This window comes from Pontibacillus salipaludis (genome assembly GCF_014642405.1).
Taxonomy (GTDB): Bacteria; Bacillota; Bacilli; order Bacillales; family BH030062; genus Pontibacillus; species Pontibacillus salipaludis.
The window spans coordinates 260422-275770 of record NZ_BMIN01000003.1; the positions used below are offsets into that span (position 1 = coordinate 260422).

The 15349-nt window shown below is 37.8% G+C and carries 22 protein-coding genes and 1 tRNA gene; 8 read left to right on the forward strand and 15 right to left on the reverse strand.

Features of this window, described 5'->3' with window-relative positions; all coding sequences use genetic code 11:
- Positions 1 to 196: 196 nt before the first annotated feature.
- The 3 genes from IEW76_RS05250 to IEW76_RS05260 all read left to right on the forward strand — a co-directional run bounded on the left by IEW76_RS05250 (position 197) and on the right by IEW76_RS05260 (position 2916).
- Positions 197 to 1084: a M14 family metallopeptidase gene (locus tag IEW76_RS05250; protein WP_188651550.1), complete on the forward strand. Its 888-nt coding sequence runs from the start codon at positions 197 to 199 to the stop codon at positions 1082 to 1084.
- Between the two features lie 340 nt (positions 1085 to 1424).
- A complete protein-coding gene (locus IEW76_RS05255; protein WP_229721127.1) occupies positions 1425 to 2123 on the forward strand; it encodes an ABC transporter ATP-binding protein in 699 nt (232 codons plus the stop codon).
- A gap of 19 nt (positions 2124 to 2142) precedes the next feature.
- Positions 2143 to 2916 (forward strand): ABC transporter permease, encoded by a 774-nt coding sequence (locus IEW76_RS05260; protein ID WP_188651551.1) that lies wholly within the window; start codon positions 2143 to 2145, stop codon positions 2914 to 2916.
- 45 nt (positions 2917 to 2961) lie between these two features.
- Here the strand turns inward: IEW76_RS05260 and IEW76_RS05265 are convergent, their stop codons facing one another.
- The gene (locus IEW76_RS05265) at positions 2962 to 3144 is read right to left on the reverse strand and encodes a DUF2759 domain-containing protein (RefSeq protein WP_036782120.1); all 183 of its coding nucleotides are present in this window, start codon (positions 3142 to 3144) and stop codon (positions 2962 to 2964) included.
- Between the two features lie 165 nt (positions 3145 to 3309).
- Here IEW76_RS05265 and IEW76_RS05270 point away from each other — a divergent pair, with 165 nt between their 5' ends.
- Complete coding sequence (locus IEW76_RS05270; RefSeq protein WP_188651553.1) at positions 3310 to 3933, forward strand: MBL fold metallo-hydrolase; 624 nt, start codon at positions 3310 to 3312, stop codon at positions 3931 to 3933.
- Between the two features lie 36 nt (positions 3934 to 3969).
- Here IEW76_RS05270 and IEW76_RS05275 read toward each other — a convergent pair whose 3' ends face one another.
- Together IEW76_RS05275 and IEW76_RS05280 are read right to left on the reverse strand one after the other, a co-directional pair.
- Positions 3970 to 4212, reverse strand: a complete 243-nt coding sequence (locus tag IEW76_RS05275; RefSeq protein ID WP_036782116.1) for a DUF2626 domain-containing protein — start codon at positions 4210 to 4212, stop codon at positions 3970 to 3972.
- A 92-nt stretch (positions 4213 to 4304) separates the two neighbouring features.
- Positions 4305 to 4994, reverse strand: coding sequence for a helix-turn-helix transcriptional regulator (locus tag IEW76_RS05280; RefSeq protein ID WP_188651554.1), 690 nt, complete (start codon positions 4992 to 4994; stop codon positions 4305 to 4307).
- A 193-nt stretch (positions 4995 to 5187) separates the two neighbouring features.
- Between IEW76_RS05280 and IEW76_RS05285 the strand changes: the two genes are divergently transcribed.
- Entirely contained in the window at positions 5188 to 5574 is a 387-nt protein-coding gene (locus tag IEW76_RS05285; RefSeq protein WP_188651557.1) for a Spx/MgsR family RNA polymerase-binding regulatory protein, read from the forward strand.
- Positions 5575 to 5615: 41 nt separating this feature from the next.
- Here IEW76_RS05285 and IEW76_RS05290 read toward each other — a convergent pair.
- From IEW76_RS05290 to IEW76_RS05345, 12 genes are all read right to left on the reverse strand, one after another.
- Positions 5616 to 5687 (reverse strand) — tRNA-Gln (locus tag IEW76_RS05290).
- Between the two features lie 295 nt (positions 5688 to 5982).
- Positions 5983 to 6552: a ComGF family competence protein gene (locus IEW76_RS05295; RefSeq protein ID WP_188651559.1), complete on the reverse strand. Its 570-nt coding sequence runs from the start codon at positions 6550 to 6552 to the stop codon at positions 5983 to 5985.
- A complete protein-coding gene (locus IEW76_RS05300; RefSeq protein ID WP_188651561.1) occupies positions 6512 to 6853 on the reverse strand; it encodes a hypothetical protein in 342 nt (113 codons plus the stop codon). Before IEW76_RS05300 ends, IEW76_RS05295 begins: the two co-directional genes overlap by 41 nt.
- Positions 6837 to 7307 (reverse strand): competence type IV pilus minor pilin ComGD, encoded by a 471-nt coding sequence (comGD, locus tag IEW76_RS05305; RefSeq protein ID WP_188651563.1) that lies wholly within the window; start codon positions 7305 to 7307, stop codon positions 6837 to 6839. The genes IEW76_RS05300 and comGD overlap by 17 nt, the downstream gene beginning before the upstream one ends.
- Entirely contained in the window at positions 7270 to 7575 is a 306-nt protein-coding gene (gene comGC, locus IEW76_RS05310; protein WP_188651565.1) for a competence type IV pilus major pilin ComGC, read from the reverse strand. Before comGC ends, comGD begins: the two co-directional genes overlap by 38 nt.
- Before the next feature lie 14 nt (positions 7576 to 7589).
- Positions 7590 to 8657 (reverse strand): competence type IV pilus assembly protein ComGB, encoded by a 1068-nt coding sequence (comGB, locus tag IEW76_RS05315; protein ID WP_188651566.1) that lies wholly within the window; start codon positions 8655 to 8657, stop codon positions 7590 to 7592.
- Positions 8635 to 8925 (reverse strand): ATPase, T2SS/T4P/T4SS family, encoded by a 291-nt coding sequence (locus IEW76_RS05320; protein ID WP_229721128.1) that lies wholly within the window; start codon positions 8923 to 8925, stop codon positions 8635 to 8637. Before IEW76_RS05320 ends, comGB begins: the two co-directional genes overlap by 23 nt.
- A 35-nt stretch (positions 8926 to 8960) precedes the next feature.
- Positions 8961 to 10433 carry a recombinase family protein gene (locus IEW76_RS05325; protein ID WP_188651571.1) on the reverse strand — a complete coding sequence of 491 codons (1473 nt, stop codon included), beginning with the start codon at positions 10431 to 10433 and terminating at the stop codon, positions 8961 to 8963.
- 31 nt (positions 10434 to 10464) lie between these two features.
- Positions 10465 to 10977, reverse strand: a complete 513-nt coding sequence (locus IEW76_RS05330) for an ImmA/IrrE family metallo-endopeptidase (protein WP_188651573.1) — start codon at positions 10975 to 10977, stop codon at positions 10465 to 10467.
- A 787-nt stretch (positions 10978 to 11764) separates the two neighbouring features.
- Positions 11765 to 12694, reverse strand: coding sequence for a hypothetical protein (locus IEW76_RS05335; protein ID WP_188651575.1), 930 nt, complete (start codon positions 12692 to 12694; stop codon positions 11765 to 11767).
- A 32-nt stretch (positions 12695 to 12726) separates the two neighbouring features.
- Entirely contained in the window at positions 12727 to 13413 is a 687-nt protein-coding gene (locus tag IEW76_RS05340; protein ID WP_188651577.1) for a hypothetical protein, read from the reverse strand.
- Between the two features lie 109 nt (positions 13414 to 13522).
- Complete coding sequence (locus IEW76_RS05345) at positions 13523 to 13930, reverse strand: helix-turn-helix domain-containing protein (protein ID WP_188651579.1); 408 nt, start codon at positions 13928 to 13930, stop codon at positions 13523 to 13525.
- Positions 13931 to 14076: 146 nt separating this feature from the next.
- Here IEW76_RS05345 and IEW76_RS05350 point away from each other — a divergent pair, with 146 nt between their 5' ends.
- The 3 genes from IEW76_RS05350 to IEW76_RS20935 are packed head-to-tail and all read left to right on the forward strand — an operon-like array spanning position 14077 to position 15330.
- Complete coding sequence (locus tag IEW76_RS05350; protein ID WP_188651581.1) at positions 14077 to 14328, forward strand: helix-turn-helix transcriptional regulator; 252 nt, start codon at positions 14077 to 14079, stop codon at positions 14326 to 14328.
- Between the two features lie 38 nt (positions 14329 to 14366).
- Positions 14367 to 15158 (forward strand): phage antirepressor KilAC domain-containing protein, encoded by a 792-nt coding sequence (locus tag IEW76_RS05355; protein WP_188651583.1) that lies wholly within the window; start codon positions 14367 to 14369, stop codon positions 15156 to 15158.
- A gap of 37 nt (positions 15159 to 15195) precedes the next feature.
- On the forward strand, positions 15196 to 15330 hold the full coding sequence (locus IEW76_RS20935; protein WP_268235041.1) for a hypothetical protein: 135 nt from the start codon (positions 15196 to 15198) through the stop codon (positions 15328 to 15330).
- Positions 15331 to 15349: the final 19 nt, after the last annotated feature.

Here is a 15349-nt window from a genome sequence, read left to right on the forward strand (position 1 = left end):
TTTTTTATTAGCTATTACAAGTAATAATACCAATCTCTTGTGATTGAACGAGGAAGATAGGGTTGTTCTCCGGTTGATAGCGAGTGTTTTCCCTGGCTCTTATCCTTAGTAAACAAAAACGTTATTCTTAATGCTGGTTCATTCATGCTAATGGATCCATCGAATAAAGTAATAGTAGAAGAAGGAGGAGTGCAGGATGGTTCAGTTTCCTTATGATTCTAAGGTTTTAGCAGCTGATATTAAACAGTTGGCCGATCAATACCACACCATTAAATGCAGTAGTATAGGATACTCGGTACTAGGCAAGCCGTTGTATGAATTGAAGATAGGAGAAGGACTTCAATCCATTCATTGGAATGGATCATTTCATGCAAATGAATGGATGACAACTGCCCTTTTAATGAGTGTCGTGAGATCATATGCTAAGGCTTTAGAAGAGGATGAGTATTTTGGATCGGTTAAAGCGAGAGATTTGTATGCAAACACAACGTTGTCTCTTGTTCCTATGGTGAACCCAGACGGTGTCGACTTATTTATGCATGGACTTGATGCTTCCCATGCTAATCACAATAGCTTAGTGATGATGAATGGGGCCAACAAGACCTTTGCTTCATGGAAGGCTAATATTAGAGGGGTAGACTTGAATAATCAGTTTCCCGCCAATTGGGAAATTGAGAAAGAAAGGAAGCCGACAGCTCCTAGTTTTAGGGATTACCCGGGAGAACAACCCTTAACAGAACCAGAAGCTATTGCTATGGCTGAACTAACAAAACGTTGCAACTTTGATCGAGTATTAGCGTTTCATTCTCAAGGTGAGGTAATCTACTGGGGATATCAAGGTCTGGAACCAGAACGTTCATTTCATATGGTAGAAGCCTTCTATAAAGGAAGTGGTTATGAGCCTGTCCGTACGATTGATAGTTATGCAGGGTATAAGGACTGGTTTATCCAAGATTATCAAAAAGAGGGATATACGATCGAAGTGGGTAAGGGTATTAACCCACTCCCATTGTCTACTTTTCCGTACCATTATGGACGTGTCAAAGAGATTTGTGCACTCAGTTTATCGACACCTTTAAGGTAGAATGCGACTGATTCTTATACGTTGCTTTCCGTATGTGTAGATGTCATAATTTTTATGATGTATAAACTGGAGGGGGAGCGGTTGAATCAGGTTAGCGAATGCTTACAGTGTGTTTAGTTCCCCCCATATTGGTGACTATATTGAAGGGTGCACAAACGACTTGCTTTTAATCTTATAAAGACTCAACAAGAGGTTATACTAAAATATAGGCCTTAATCTTCTATTAAATGTTCAGCAGATGGGGTGTTTTGTTTGATTGGTCCTCGTCTGAAGCGAGATTGTTATTATGGAAACAAAGCGAGTATACAACTTGGTAAATGGAGCAGGAGGATGAACGCTTTTGGAACACAATGAGCTTTTTACGTTTGATAATGTGAAAAAATCTCCTTTACATAGTTTGAACTTTTCAATTAAAAGAGGGGACAATGTTATGTTATTCGGTCCTTCAGGTGCTGGTAAAAGTACTCTTTTACACCTTTTTAATCGATTGAGCGACCCCGACAAGGGAAGTATTTATTACTTAGGTAAAGACCTTCAAAGCTATTCCATAACCGAGCTTCGCAAGGAAGTTGGACTAGTTATGCAGGCCCCGAATCTTTTTCCGGGAACGGTACTGGATAATCTGAAATATGGACCCTCTCTACATGGTGAATGGAACAGTGAAAAAGCCGAAGCCTTATTAGAAGCTGTGCAACTTCCGGCTGACTACTTAGATCGATCAGTCGATCAACTATCAGGAGGGGAGCAACAACGTGTTTCATTAGCTCGTACCTTGGCTAATAATCCTTCTGTCTTGTTGTTGGATGAACCGACTAGTGCATTGGATCAACATACGACAGAAGAAATTGAACAAGTGTTAGAAGGGTTAGCAATTGAACAAGGGGTAACGTTAATCATGGTTACCCACCATTTGGATCAAGCTAAGCGCTTAGGGAGTCGTGGGATTTTCCTATCAGACGGAGAGATCATAGAAGAAGGCAATTTGGCAGACCTCTTATCAAATCCGAAAACAGAAGAACTACAAGCTTTCATGACTTAAAACAAGGAAGGAATCTTTAATGTCACCAGAGATATCTAATCAATCATTACTTTTTCTAGTTGTATTTGTACTTGTTCCTTTGACGTTATCTTATTACTATCAACTAGGTCTTAGTAAAGGAATTATGTGGTCTTCTATTCGCGGCACGATTCAACTATTCGCTATCGGTTATTTACTTACGTATTTGTTTGATTTACCTGCTTATATAGGCATTCCTTTTATGCTCACTATCATGATTACAGTTGCTAGCTTTCATGCCAGGAAGAAGGGGAAGGGACTGCCCTCTGTTCTTGGTATCATTTTTATAGGGTTGATTGTGATTGAAGGCAGTGTTCTTGGCCTTTGGCTACTGTTTGACATGATTGAGTTCACACCTAATGAAGTGATCCCTATGAGTGGTATGGTAATTGGAAACAGTATGATCGCAATGGGATTAGCTCTTGAGAGGTTAAAAAGTGAATTCAAAGAGAATGAGGGGAGACTCACTGCCGCCTTGTCCCTTGGTGCGGAACCAAAGCAAGCGTCTCAGATCATCATACAGAGGACGCTTGGTGCTTCTCTGATCCCAAATGTTGATAAGTTAAAGACAATCGGACTCGTTCAATTGCCAGGGATGATGACTGGGTTAATTTTGGGTGGGGTGAGTCCGATTATGGCTATTAAGTATCAGCTTGTAATCTCTTTAAGTATTTTCTCCGCCGTGTCGTTAAGCGCGATATACATTACGCTTATGATGTATAAGTACTTCTATAATAATAAAATGCAGCTGAAGCATATGGAATTTGACCAATAAAAAAAAACCCTGCAAGAAGCAGGGTTTTTGTTTAGGTCCTTTAGCTTAATGACCTCCGCCACCGGAAGAGGTGAACTGAGAAATAATCGTCATAATGGAAAAGAATCCAAAAACCAAAGTAGAAATACCAGCAAAAGCTACAGCAAATAGATTGTTTGTTTTTAATTCGCGGAATACTGCAAGAGCACATAGAATTGTTACGACAAGCAACATAATAGCTAATACCATATTCCCTAACCCCCTTTGATCGAATCGATCGTCTTAGACGACGCGCTTGTTTAATACTATAATAGTATGTAACGTAGCTTATCTCCTCATACATTCTAAACGACTTTAAGGTGTTTGTCGAGATGTTACATGCAGTTTATGAAAACTTTTTCAGGAGGAATGAACATGAACGTTGAACAGTTGCCACTAGGGCCTTTAGGGACTAATTGCTATATTATTGAACAAGAAAAGAAAGCGCTTATCATAGATCCTGGAAGTGAAGGGGATAAGCTCATTCGAATGATAGAGAGACGAGAGATTTCACCGATCGCTATATTATTAACACATGCCCATTTTGATCATATTGGAGCCCTGGATGAAGTGAGGGATCACTTTGATATCCCGGTGTATGTACATAAAGAGGAAAAAGATTGGTTAGGAAAACCTGAATTAAATGGATCGAAGTTTTTCCAAATGGCTACGCCACTTATTACGGCCCGTGAAGCGGATCATGAAATTGAAATCGGAAAGATGGAGATTGACGGATTTACATTTGATGTACGTTATACACCTGGGCATTCACCAGGGAGCGTATCGTTTGTATTTCCAAACGATTCTTTCGTCATTGCTGGAGATACGTTATTCCAAGGAGGAATAGGGCGTACCGATTTGCCAGGAGGCGATCTTGATACTCTTAAACAAAGTATAGAAGAACAGCTATTGACCCTTGATGACGATACGACAGTTTATCCTGGACACGGAGGAGCTACAACAGTAGGTGAAGAAAAGGTTATGAACCCATTCTTATAAGCATTAAAAAAACGGCATCGTAACGATGCCGTTTTTTTAGTGTCTGAAACCTGGTTCTAATAAGAACGAAGAATAATAAGTGAAACCGATAAAGAAAATGGTTAAATAAGCGCCAAATATGTACATATACATGCGCTCTGAAAGTTTTAAATAACTCAATGTGACGAAAAAGACTGTTTGCACCAAGAACAGAACTGTAGCATCGTACATCTCACCTACATAGAACATAACCGTAAAGATTCCTGTCCAAAAACCGAGAACGCGAAACATCCGATCCATATTGAATCCCCCTCCTTTATCCCAAAGGTGACTTATCATGGTAATTATAAACGACTCTTGCTGCATTGTAAATAAATGAAATGAAACCCTTATCATAACGCAGCTTTATAAGAACAAGTAGCGCATCCTTCCATCATATTATGCACTTCCTTAAGCTGAATATTCGTAAACAGAGCTCTCATCATTCCCTCTAAAAAGAATCCGTGTAACGTACAGACGATATGTGGATTTTCTTTTGCTAAGTCCTTGAACGGGCAATTAGACAGTGAAAAAAAGATTGTCTCTTCATGTTTAACGTACTCGAAATTCGGGAACATTCCTATGATAAATGCTGATTCTTGTAACCATTTTATTTTCTCTTGAATGGAAAAGTTTTCAGGATTCTGGTTTCCAAAACTTTGTTTAAACATAGCTTTCCCGTATTTGAAACCAGTTGAATAGAGTGTCCTTTCTCCTTCCATCCCTAACTCCATAAGAGATTCCAAAGCAATCCGTGCTAGCAGGTGGTAGTCTCTGTAAGGGAACTGTAGATGAACATCTTGTTCAGATAAATGATATAAACGACTTGGTCTTCCTCCTTTACCTGTTTTCCTCGTTTTCGAAACCAATAGTTGCACATCCTCAAGTTTTGACAGATGCAATCTCGCCACGTTCGGGTGGATGCTAAAGTTTTGTGCAATATCTGTAACCGAAACAGGTTGGTTAAGTTTTGTAACGTATTGATAGATCGAGTAACGTGTTGAGTCAGCCAATACATTTGTGATTTTTAATGTATGATCCATACAAATCGCCTCCAATTAGTAAGCTATCTACGTTCATTATAGAACAAAGGGCTTTAGGCCGGGGCTTAAACCATCATTTGTAAATAAATGTACAAATTTTTTTAAAAAAATTAAGTCAAATAAGTGTACAATTGTTATACAACGGTTATACAATAGGTATAACGAAAGAATAGAAAAAGGGAGAGGTTAACAAATGAGTGATTTGAAATTTTACACATACCCAAGTTGCACGTCATGCCGTAGGACAAAAGCCTGGTTGAAAGATCAAGAAGTCCCTTTTAGTGAGCGTCATATTTTTAGAGAAACCCCTACTTACGAAGAACTTTTACAAATCTTAAGCCTAACGACAGAAGGTATAGATGAAATTCTGGCTACAAGAGGGAAAACATACAAGTCCCTTAATGTGGATGTAGAAGATTTAAGTGTTTCTGAGTTTATTTCTCTAGTCATGAATGAGCCAAAATTATTACGCCGTCCAATCCTGACAGATGGGAAGAAATTAGTAGTAGGATATAATGAAGACGGGTTAAAGAGTATTACAAAAGTTAAGCAAATGCCTCCATTAACGAAAATTTCATAGAAAAAAGCCGTTCCATTTACATGAAACAGCTTAAACATAGACTGGGCTAGCTGGATTCGAACCAGCGCGTAACGGTACCAAAAACCGCTGCCTTACCGCTTGGCTATAGCCCAACGACTTTACACACATTATCATGCCACATTTTAAAGTGATTATACATGAAACCCCTATTAATTTTAATAGGGGTCTTTTTGAGCTTTGTAAAACCGTTGTTTGATTGTTTTCTGGTATCCCTCATTCGTTAAAATGTTATATTCAACGTGTGTTTCACCCTCAGTAATAGGGGTGTACAAGACATTTACTTCTCCATCAGTATATTTGTATAACCTTTGTGTTACCTCTTCCTCCCATAAAGGTGTCCAGCTTTCATTCACGTTATGTTGGGCTCGTTCGAACAGCGTTTCCATTTTAAGCTGTTCTATATGGTTTTCTGTCATTTGAACGCGGTTCGTATAAGATAAGAGGGAAGAGCTTATGAGAAGAAGTGTGAGAAGGGTGATGGACAGTAAAAGAGGAAAGGTAAAGCCGTTCTGATTGTTTAAGGAGACGGAAATGTTTCTCAATATATTCACCCCCTAAAAGCTCTACCTCTAAAGTGATGTAACCATTGAATTGTTTAGCAGAGAATTTTTTTACATCAAAAAGAAGGCGCTCTTGACCTGTATGATTTACTTGTCTAATGATGTTCGAACCGCTTTGTTCAATCGTAATCTCTTTCCCGTCATGTTGAACAAGTTGTATGCCTAGTTGAGTTAGGTGAGTCTCTTCTGTATGGTATAACTCATCTTGGACAAATAAGAAAAATTGATGGATCTTAGCATCCTCAATAAAGCTCATTGAATGAGTACTTGAGAGTATTTGCATAATGATAGGAAGCATGAAGGAAATACTTAGCGCTATCATTAAAGCAAATAGCGCCTCGATCATCGTAAACCCTTTATTCCCTCTTAGGAGGTAGATAAAAGCAAATATGTTCATCCCCTCCTTTCTCACTCAAATTCCAAGTAACGCATCCCTTCACTTGGTTTTGCTCTGTTTCAAGTAGTAATGACCCGTGAACGCCGTTAACGTTAACCTCTACTTCTTCACTAGGAAAAACCCCGTCACGCTGCACCAATTCTTTATGCAAGTGAACGGCCATTTTACGTCTTGTTTCTAATTCATATTGCTTTGTAAACACAATTTGTAGAACCGGAAACAAAGATAAAGTAATGAACAACATTAAACTAAGGCTGTACAATGCATCTAAAAGAGCAAATCCTTTATTGTTTCGTAACATAAAAACGTGCCTTTCCAAATGGGAATGTAACCACAAAAGTGTTGTGAGGAGAGAGGAATGCAATCTTTCCTGGGTGAACGGTTTGTCCATCCATTTGAAATTCCACAGGTTTGTTTAATGTTCTTAACTGAATGGACCACCTGGGGGGGATGGATCGAGTGAGAACAACCTCACTATTCCCATTTGTATATAGTTTATATTCTCCGTTAGAAGTAAAGAAGACGAGCTTATACCTTTGTTGTTTGGTCATTGTTTCTTGCTGCATAAAAAGGACATCTTCATGGAATTGCTTCAAGAAAAGGTCTTCTTGGGCTTGTACAAACAACCGGTCAGACAATATGATCGTTAAACTAATGATGATTCCGAAAATACATAAGGAGACCATCATTTCAATCAGCGTAAAGCCTTGCTCGTTCTTATTCATTAAAAGTTGGGGTAACAGTCCCGTCTTCATTTAAAGTAAGTGCTTCTCCTCCAGGGCAAGTTTCTTGCTCTAGATACCCTTCTGTAACTAGCGTAGCGAGGTCGGCTGGCATGCTTTTCTTTTCGATTTTATAAGCTTGTACTTGTGTTTCTGCTAGCTTGACCATAGCCTCACATCCCTTAGCTTCAACCATGGAGTTATTTGAAGCTAGGTTCGGTATAGTGACAAGGAGAAGAGTGGCAATGATCATAAGTACAATTAGCATTTCAATTAAGGTAAATCCTTTTTGGTTGTTCATAGAGTACATCCTTTCTACATGTTTTTCATCCATTCAAAGATTGGCATCATAATGGATGAGTAAATAAACAAAATGCTAAAGCCAAGCAACAGGAACATGACTGGCTGAATGAAGGATAAGAATTTACCTGCTTTTTGTTCAATTTCATCAATTGTCCATTCCGAATAGACGAGTAAATCATCTGAAAGCTTTCCTTCGTTTTGACTTTGGTGTACTAATGTAGCGAGATCTTCTTTTAAAAAAGTACACGTTCTTATGCTAGATGCTAAGGAAGTACCAGATTCTAGTTCTTCATAAAGGGCTTTAGCTTGTAAGTGGAGGATCGGAAAGTGGTGAGAAGTAGATAAAAGAGAGAGACTTTTTTGAACAGATACACCTGATTGTAGCAAGCATCCGAAGTGGTAAGTAAACAAAAACGTTGTTTGCATTGTGACGAAACCTCTTATTAAAGGGATTCGTTCATATAGAGAGGCTAATTGTTGAGAGGTGAGACGGTTCTTCGCAGAAAACCATAATACAATCACGGCTCCTGCTGTAGGTACAGACCAGAGTAGAATTGCAGATGCAATATCTAATCCTTTAATGAGTTGAGTCACCTTTACAGATTCATAATTCATAGAAGCATACAGTTGTAAAAAAGTGGGCAGAAGAAACTGCTTGGTGAACATGATGATTCCGACAAATAAGCAAAATAGAACAAGTGGATAGCGGATAAGGGTAACGAACTTTTTTTGATACGTTTGTTGTTTATGAAGGAGGTTACTCCCTTTGATTAAGGCGTCTTCAATTCGATTATCCATTTTAGAAACATGTAAGAAAGAAACAACATACTTAGAGAATCCTAACGCCTCAAGTGTGTCTTCAAGGGATTCTCCATCTAATAAATGATACTTTAACTGCTTAATAGTTGGTTTTAAGTTTGAATCGAAGGATAAAATTTCGAGAGCGTTTTGAAGGGAATATCCTCTTGTAAGAAGATGGGAGAGACGTTGTAAAAATCGAACTTGTATCTTGGTAGGAATGGACGAAGCGCGATATACAAAGAATGGCTTAGGAAAGTTACGTAATGAACCCAAGGGCATAGGCTTTCCTCCTCAAATTAGCAAATGAAGGGTACGATGGTGATTTGTAAGGGGAATTCCCGGCAAGTGCTGCTTGTAATTCATGTCCTTCCAGCATTTCAAGAATAGCGGTTCGCTTTTGTTTGAGGGGATTCGGGCACACAATGGGAAGTAGCTGTTGAGAGGCAATCGCGATTAACGTTTGTTCGAGATCCGTTTTAGATATCCCCATCTCGAGTAGCCGATAAATCGTTCCATATGCATTTTTGGCGTGAAGGGTCGATAGCACCAAATGACTTGTATGGGTAGTAGGATGTTAAATTACTAATGCAATTTAACATCCCTGATGCGTATACAGTCAGAACTTCTTTTGTTATTTACTCGATCTACAGTAAATTCTTTAAAGAACATTTGCATAAATGATTTTCTTTCGTCTACGCTCATGGCATACCAGTTAGAACTTAAATCTGTTAGTGCTTCCGTTATGGCAGCATTGTCTACTATAGGTTTTTGAGATTGCGCCTGTAACGATTTCAATTCTTCAGTTATGGACTCCTCACGCGTGTTTTCTTCATTCATACGACTTGTGAAATCTTCATCAGTTATAGCATCATTAGCCCAAGCATATTGCCACTTCTTCCTTCTGTCTTCAATTTTTTTAAGCTCACGTTTAAGTTTGGAGACTTGTTCCTCTGTATCATCTGTATGGTCTTGAGGATTAGACTCCTCAATAGCTTCTTTAGTTATATCCCAAGAACTAAGTACGTTCAGGAACTGTCCTTCAACATATTTTTCAGAGACTCCTTTAGAGTCACAAAGCCCTTGCTGCTTCTTTGTGCATTGATAGTTCCTTTTTTTCTTATTCTTGGTTCCATCAGCATTTGTTCCACTTCCATACTTGCCCATTAATGTGGAGCCACATTCTCCACATCTTGCGATTCCAGAAAAGACGAAGGGACTTGTTGCTCTCCTTGGGTGGACCTTACTACGATTTTTCCTCATACTCTTAACTTTTTCATATAGTTCCTCGCTTATAATTGCGGGTGCCATATCCTCAATCTCAAAATAATTTTCTTTATGGGTTCTGTAATGCCAACGTCCTGTTCCAATATATATAGGATTATCTAAAATGTAGGAGATGCCAGTATCTTGCCAATATTTTGATTTCCTTGGTGTTATACCACCTTCCTCAATGATTTTTTTATTTAATTCTTTTGCGATTGATTTAGCACCTTTTGTTAAATATGACTCATAAATGTATTTGACTAGCTCTGCTTCTTCCGGGATAACTTCTAGGCCGTAGTTATCATTCACTTTGTAACCAAAAGGGGGTCTGTGGGTAGACCATTTACCCTGACGAGCTTTTTCACTCATGCCCATACTAACCCTTTCAGCAAGGTTTTCGCGTTCGAATTGTGCTAATGCTGCTACTAGGGTGATAAACATCCTTCCCATAGCGCTAGTAGTGTCGTAGACCTCTGTAGCTGATTTGAATTTGCAGTTATACTTATCAAATACTTTAAGCATCTCATAAAGGTCCAGCACAGAACGAGTTAATCTGTCTAATTTATAGACGAGAACTGTATCAATAGTACCCTGTTTTATGAACTCCATCATACGTAGGAGCTCAGGTCTTTGTACATTTTTTGCGCTGATCCCTTCATCTACAAAATAACCGACTATATCCCAGTTTTGGGACTCACAGTATGCTTGCAAACGTTGCTTTTGAGCTGCTATAGAAAATCCTTCTTTAGCTTGCTCTACTGTGGATACCCGCACATAAATCGCTACTTTCATTATATAACCCCCCATTGTTTTTTCTTACTTTTTAATAGAATAACTCACCATTAATTATTTGTTTGGTAGCATATTCTTTACTTTTGCGTTCAACTTGTAGCAACCTCTGGGTGCATAACGATTCCGTTACTTTAAAATCCTCTGATAGAGTTTCTATAATGTTAGGATCAGAATAATCGTACTTGCTTATCATATGAAGGGGGAGGGAGGCATATAAAGTGAAATGCTGGGCGTCCCATTCCTGAAGTTCTCTAAAAGCTTCAGGCATCATGGATTGATGGCCAACATGACGAAGCAAATGCCCTAACTCATGAAAAAAGTGCTCGCGTCTTTTTTCGATAGGCAAGCGGTCATCTATTAAGATAGCTTTATAGCGACCGAAGACATCGTAACGAGAGGGGAGGGGAGCAAGTTTAATGAAAACTCCTAAGGATCTTGCTATTTGACTGGGTTTTATTTGACTTGAGAAATTAATATTGTATTTTTTATACAGATTAGTGACCCAATCCTCTAAGAATGTTGTCGTATATTGTGGAAAATTCAAGAATATCACCGCCTTGGAAATAATTATAAGAACATTTGTTCGTTTTTGCAATAAAAAAAGCAGCTCTTGGTAGAGCTGCAAATTAATCGTTATTTTGATTTTGACTCTGATGCCCTAGATGTAAGATGTACCTATACAATAATATTACATTCCTTACCGTAATAAACAATGAATGTAGAATTAATGAGGCCCAAATAAATCCTATAAGAGCTAGAACCACTCTAATAACGTAGCTGTTAAAAAAGTCAAAGTAAGCATGAATGTCCTCAAAAGAACTCCCCACAAGAGAAAATACTAATCCAATTATAAGAATAAATGTATTAGTTATTATTGCGTAGCAGAAAAAAGTGATGGTGACTTTTAAGATGTTTTCATCTGAATAACTGGATTTAATATAATGGAAAAGTCTCTTAATAAACCGTTCTCTTTCAATGTTACCAAAGGAAGTGTTCGAATTATCGGTTCTAAATAAATTTTTTAGGGTATCTTTGTTTGATGATGCGAATACAGTTAAGCTAGCCGTATTAAAACCTGCCAGGATAGCCATGACATTTATGGCAACTCCATTAAAATTAAGTATAATACTTAAAAGCTCAGTATTAGAATTTATAAATACTCCGAGAATTACAAATAGAAACATAGACAAAAAGGCAGGGAAAAGCCAGTCAGTTTTTGTTTCCTTTGGAGAAGAATATTTAAAATAATTTAATATTACCTCTTTCAAAGTGCTGTTAGCGGTTCCTCGTCTATTAGTACTAACCGTAACTCTCATTATTTCACCACTTTCCTAAAGAGGGTTGTCTTCTCGAGCTATCTTAACCATATTAGAGATTAACTGAGGCCTGTTTGGTAACCCATTAGGATTTTTGGAGTATCGAACTTCAAAAAATTTAGCCTGAGTTCCAATGTGTACTGTCCTGTGACGGCTGTGATGAGTATACCCTTCAATTTGAAATCTATCATATTTCTCAAGTTGAATTAGGTTTTCAAATAATTTCTTAATATGGCGAATGCCTGTTCCTCTTTTGCTGTTAACTAATGATATCGCAACTTGATCGTACCCGTCTACCCCCATCTCATTAGCCATGTTTCTATAGTGTGATTCAGCCGCATTTTGCTCATTTGATTCAACATCTACAAAGACTTTAGCTTCTTTAATTCTTGCTAGATCGTTCAACTTTTCAAAAAAGTCGTCTGTTAATATTGTATGTATTGTGTAATACATAGAATCAACTATAAGGCTGCTAGGGTTTAATGAATTGTGATCAGCGATAAAATCTTCCATAATACCTTGCATTTTCCCGAGATATTTATCGATGTTGGTTCTGGTAACAATTCTATGACTATCGCTCTCTAAAAGGAATAATCCAGACCTTTTACAAAGTACAAAGACTATTTCACTGATCACGCTATCGTTCTTTTTCTTGGTTCCAGAATGAATTAACTGTTCCACGTCGTATATGTCTTGTTCTTCTCCATATCGGCCTGCCTTAAATGTACCTGTAAGAAAGTTTGAATCTTCCGTATCAGACACTTCTTCTAGCCACACTAGTTTACCATCAAACTTTTTTGCTTTTTCACTTAATGTTTTGTTATTAATCTCCCTAAGAAATCGCTCGAAGCGATTGTTTACATATTCTTCTCTATAAGATGATGAAGCATTATTAATCAGAGTAGGGGTATTGACTTTATAAGCATATACATTTTTTACTGCCATATTTACCATCCTTTCATTAATTTGGAGTATGATTAAAATTTAATATACTGTTCAGTAGGTTCAGCGATAGATTCCATATCCTTGTTATAAACATATCCGAATACTAGCCTTAATTTTTGTATGTCTTTACTATCTACGATAAACCCATCAACATATTCTCTCTTCACATTTCCGAGAAAGTCAGTTTGTCCATCTGCTTCGGTAAGCATAATATCTGAAGCGATCGCATCTATTTGTTGCTTCTGATCTGTAACCACATCTGTTAGACCATTCCAAGTGATATCTGATGCTTCAGTATTTTCAACATCATACACTAACTGAATCAGGTAGTGCTCCTCTCCTATATCTTTATTTGAATAGAATTGCAAATCTTGACGGTACTGGCTGCTCATATCAAAAATTCTCAAGAGCTTAGCGCTTGTTATTTCTATTTTTAACGATGACTGGTTTAGTTTATGGTTTTCACTGTTGATAGCTAACAGTTCGGCTTTATGGTTTCCGTAGTCACTAATATTACCTACTTCTTTAAGAGGGCCTTCTTGAGTTTCCGAAGCGCTGTCAGATGGATTGTCTGCACTCGAATCTGTAGTAGTTTCTGCGTCATCACTTTGCTTATTTGGATTATCCTCTTGCTTAGATTCAGTTGTTTCGGAGTTACTACAAGCAGCAGCTCCCATGAATAGTAAACAGGTGAAAATTAATACGGCGAATCTTTTCATACATATCCTCCTAGTAGTGTTGAACTAATTACAATTAAGTGCATTAAATGAAAAATAAGGTAATTAGTGGTTAAAATAATACACGCCCTCAGTTACGAGTGACGTGTTATTAGTCTTGCTTGTCTTTACCTCTTCGCTTAGCTTCCTCAGTTATGAACTTGAAGTAGCTCTCTAGTTGTTTGACTTCATCAGGACCCATTGCCTTCCAGCTTTCAATATCAAAGAAGCCAGAATGTTCTATTCCGTACTCTTTAAGGAGACGGTTAATTTCATCCATGGGATCGAAGGCATCTTCTTTTTCTTTCTTATCAGGTGAATCAGATCGCCCTAATAAATAATCAGCGGTGACATTATATCTATCAGCAAGTTTATTTATCATGTCTATAGAGGGTTCGTTTCTGCCTTGTTCATAATATCCATAACCACTTTCTGAAATTCCGAGTATTTGGCTAACATCTTTTTGACTCAATTTATGCTCTTTTCTCAGCAATTTTAATCGTTCGCTCACACTAGCCATAAGTACCACCTTCGACATTTTATATTACCCATATTACAACAAATTGTTGGCTTTTTGGGTTAAAACAACAAAAAGTTGTCTTTTTATATTGACAACAACATTTTGTTGGGTTATTCTGAATACAACAAAACGTTGGGGGTGAGTTCTTGAAGAGGAACAAGTTAATCAGTTATAGAAAAAATAAGAATTGGTCTCAGAAACAAGTTGTTCGTGAATTAGAGACTAAATATGGCGTGAATATAACGGTTAGCTACTACGGAATGATAGAGCAAGGAGTACGGAGTCCAGGTTTTAAAGTTGCGGTAGCTATAGCTAAGCTGTTTAAAGTTCGTCCTGAGAATATTTTTTTAGACAAAAACACAACAAAAAGTTGTGATAATAATTCCAAGGTTATTTGAATTTGAAAGATTAACTGATCGTTGTTAGGAGGTCTTAGATGAATGAATTAAGCGAAGTATTCAATGGTCAGCAACTAAGAATAGTTCAAAAAGAAAATGAACCTTGGTTCCTGTTAAATGATGTTGTAAAAATCCTTGATCTCAGTAATAGCCGAATGGTGAAAGACCGGTTGGGAGATGAGGTAAGTTCAACTTACCCCATCCAAGATTCGCTCGGAAGAACCCAGCAAGCTACTTTTGTTAATGAAGATGGGTTATACGATGTGATCTTAGATAGTAGGAAGCCTGAAGCTAGAAAGTTTCGTAAATGGATTACTTCCGAGGTCATTCCTTCTGTTAGAAAGCATGGAGCTTATGCTACTGATCAGACCATTGAAAATATCATGAATGATCCTGAATTCGGTATTCAGCTACTCACAGACTTGAAAGAAGAAAGAAACAAACGCAAGGAAGCAGAAACACAAAGGGATAAAGTCTTACAGCAACAACAGATCGACCAGCCTTACACGAACTTTGGGAAAGTTGTTTCAAACTCTAATAGCTCAATCAACGTAGGAGCTTTTGCAAAGATGATGTATGAAGAGCATGGCATCAAGGTCGGTCGAAACAAAATGTTTAAATGGCTGCGTGATAAGGGCTACTTAATCCGATCCGGCCGAGAAAGGAACAATCCAAAGCAAAAGTACATCGAACAAGGATTGTTTGAAACAACCGTTACTGTTGTTAGTCGAACACAGGGGGATATCGAAAGCTTAACTACACTTATCACTGGAAAAGGACAAGTGAAACTAGCTCAAAAGCTCTTAAATGATTATCCAGTAGCGCTCTGATAATTCCAAAAATAGTCTCAGATTGGAGGTATGAGGAATGAAATATCCAGAACCCACATCAGAACAAAAGCGTGCCATAGTCCAGTTCTTTAAGAGAGTTTCTTTAGATCGAGTACTTAAACAAAAGCAAGAAGAAAAGAAAAACAAAGAAAACTCTGAAAATGTTGTCTAATTACAGATTATCAGACTAG

What these genes read in the sequence shown, in the direction of transcription:
- IEW76_RS05355 (WP_188651583.1), top strand. Translation starts at nt 14,367, where the DNA reads ATGAATGAATTAAGCGAAGTATTCAATGGTCAGCAACTAAGAATAGTT.
- comGD (WP_188651563.1), bottom strand. Translation starts at nt 7,307, where the DNA reads ATGAAGACGGGACTGTTACCCCAACTTTTAATGAATAAGAACGAGCAA.
- IEW76_RS05325 (WP_188651571.1), bottom strand. Translation starts at nt 10,433, where the DNA reads ATGAAAGTAGCGATTTATGTGCGGGTATCCACAGTAGAGCAAGCTAAA.
- IEW76_RS05345 (WP_188651579.1), bottom strand. Translation starts at nt 13,930, where the DNA reads ATGGCTAGTGTGAGCGAACGATTAAAATTGCTGAGAAAAGAGCATAAA.
- IEW76_RS05280 (WP_188651554.1), bottom strand. Translation starts at nt 4,994, where the DNA reads ATGGATCATACATTAAAAATCACAAATGTATTGGCTGACTCAACACGT.
- IEW76_RS05300 (WP_188651561.1), bottom strand. Translation starts at nt 6,853, where the DNA reads ATGTTACGAAACAATAAAGGATTTGCTCTTTTAGATGCATTGTACAGC.
- IEW76_RS05270 (WP_188651553.1), top strand. Translation starts at nt 3,310, where the DNA reads ATGAACGTTGAACAGTTGCCACTAGGGCCTTTAGGGACTAATTGCTAT.
- IEW76_RS05260 (WP_188651551.1), top strand. Translation starts at nt 2,143, where the DNA reads ATGTCACCAGAGATATCTAATCAATCATTACTTTTTCTAGTTGTATTT.
- IEW76_RS05295 (WP_188651559.1), bottom strand. Translation starts at nt 6,552, where the DNA reads ATGAACATATTTGCTTTTATCTACCTCCTAAGAGGGAATAAAGGGTTT.
- IEW76_RS05285 (WP_188651557.1), top strand. Translation starts at nt 5,188, where the DNA reads ATGAGTGATTTGAAATTTTACACATACCCAAGTTGCACGTCATGCCGT.
- IEW76_RS05275 (WP_036782116.1), bottom strand. Translation starts at nt 4,212, where the DNA reads ATGGATCGGATGTTTCGCGTTCTCGGTTTTTGGACAGGAATCTTTACG.
- IEW76_RS05340 (WP_188651577.1), bottom strand. Translation starts at nt 13,413, where the DNA reads ATGAAAAGATTCGCCGTATTAATTTTCACCTGTTTACTATTCATGGGA.
- IEW76_RS05250 (WP_188651550.1), top strand. Translation starts at nt 197, where the DNA reads ATGGTTCAGTTTCCTTATGATTCTAAGGTTTTAGCAGCTGATATTAAA.
- IEW76_RS20935 (WP_268235041.1), top strand. Translation starts at nt 15,196, where the DNA reads ATGAAATATCCAGAACCCACATCAGAACAAAAGCGTGCCATAGTCCAG.
- comGB (WP_188651566.1), bottom strand. Translation starts at nt 8,657, where the DNA reads ATGCCCTTGGGTTCATTACGTAACTTTCCTAAGCCATTCTTTGTATAT.
- comGC (WP_188651565.1), bottom strand. Translation starts at nt 7,575, where the DNA reads ATGAACAACCAAAAAGGATTTACCTTAATTGAAATGCTAATTGTACTT.
- IEW76_RS05335 (WP_188651575.1), bottom strand. Translation starts at nt 12,694, where the DNA reads ATGGCAGTAAAAAATGTATATGCTTATAAAGTCAATACCCCTACTCTG.
- IEW76_RS05265 (WP_036782120.1), bottom strand. Translation starts at nt 3,144, where the DNA reads ATGGTATTAGCTATTATGTTGCTTGTCGTAACAATTCTATGTGCTCTT.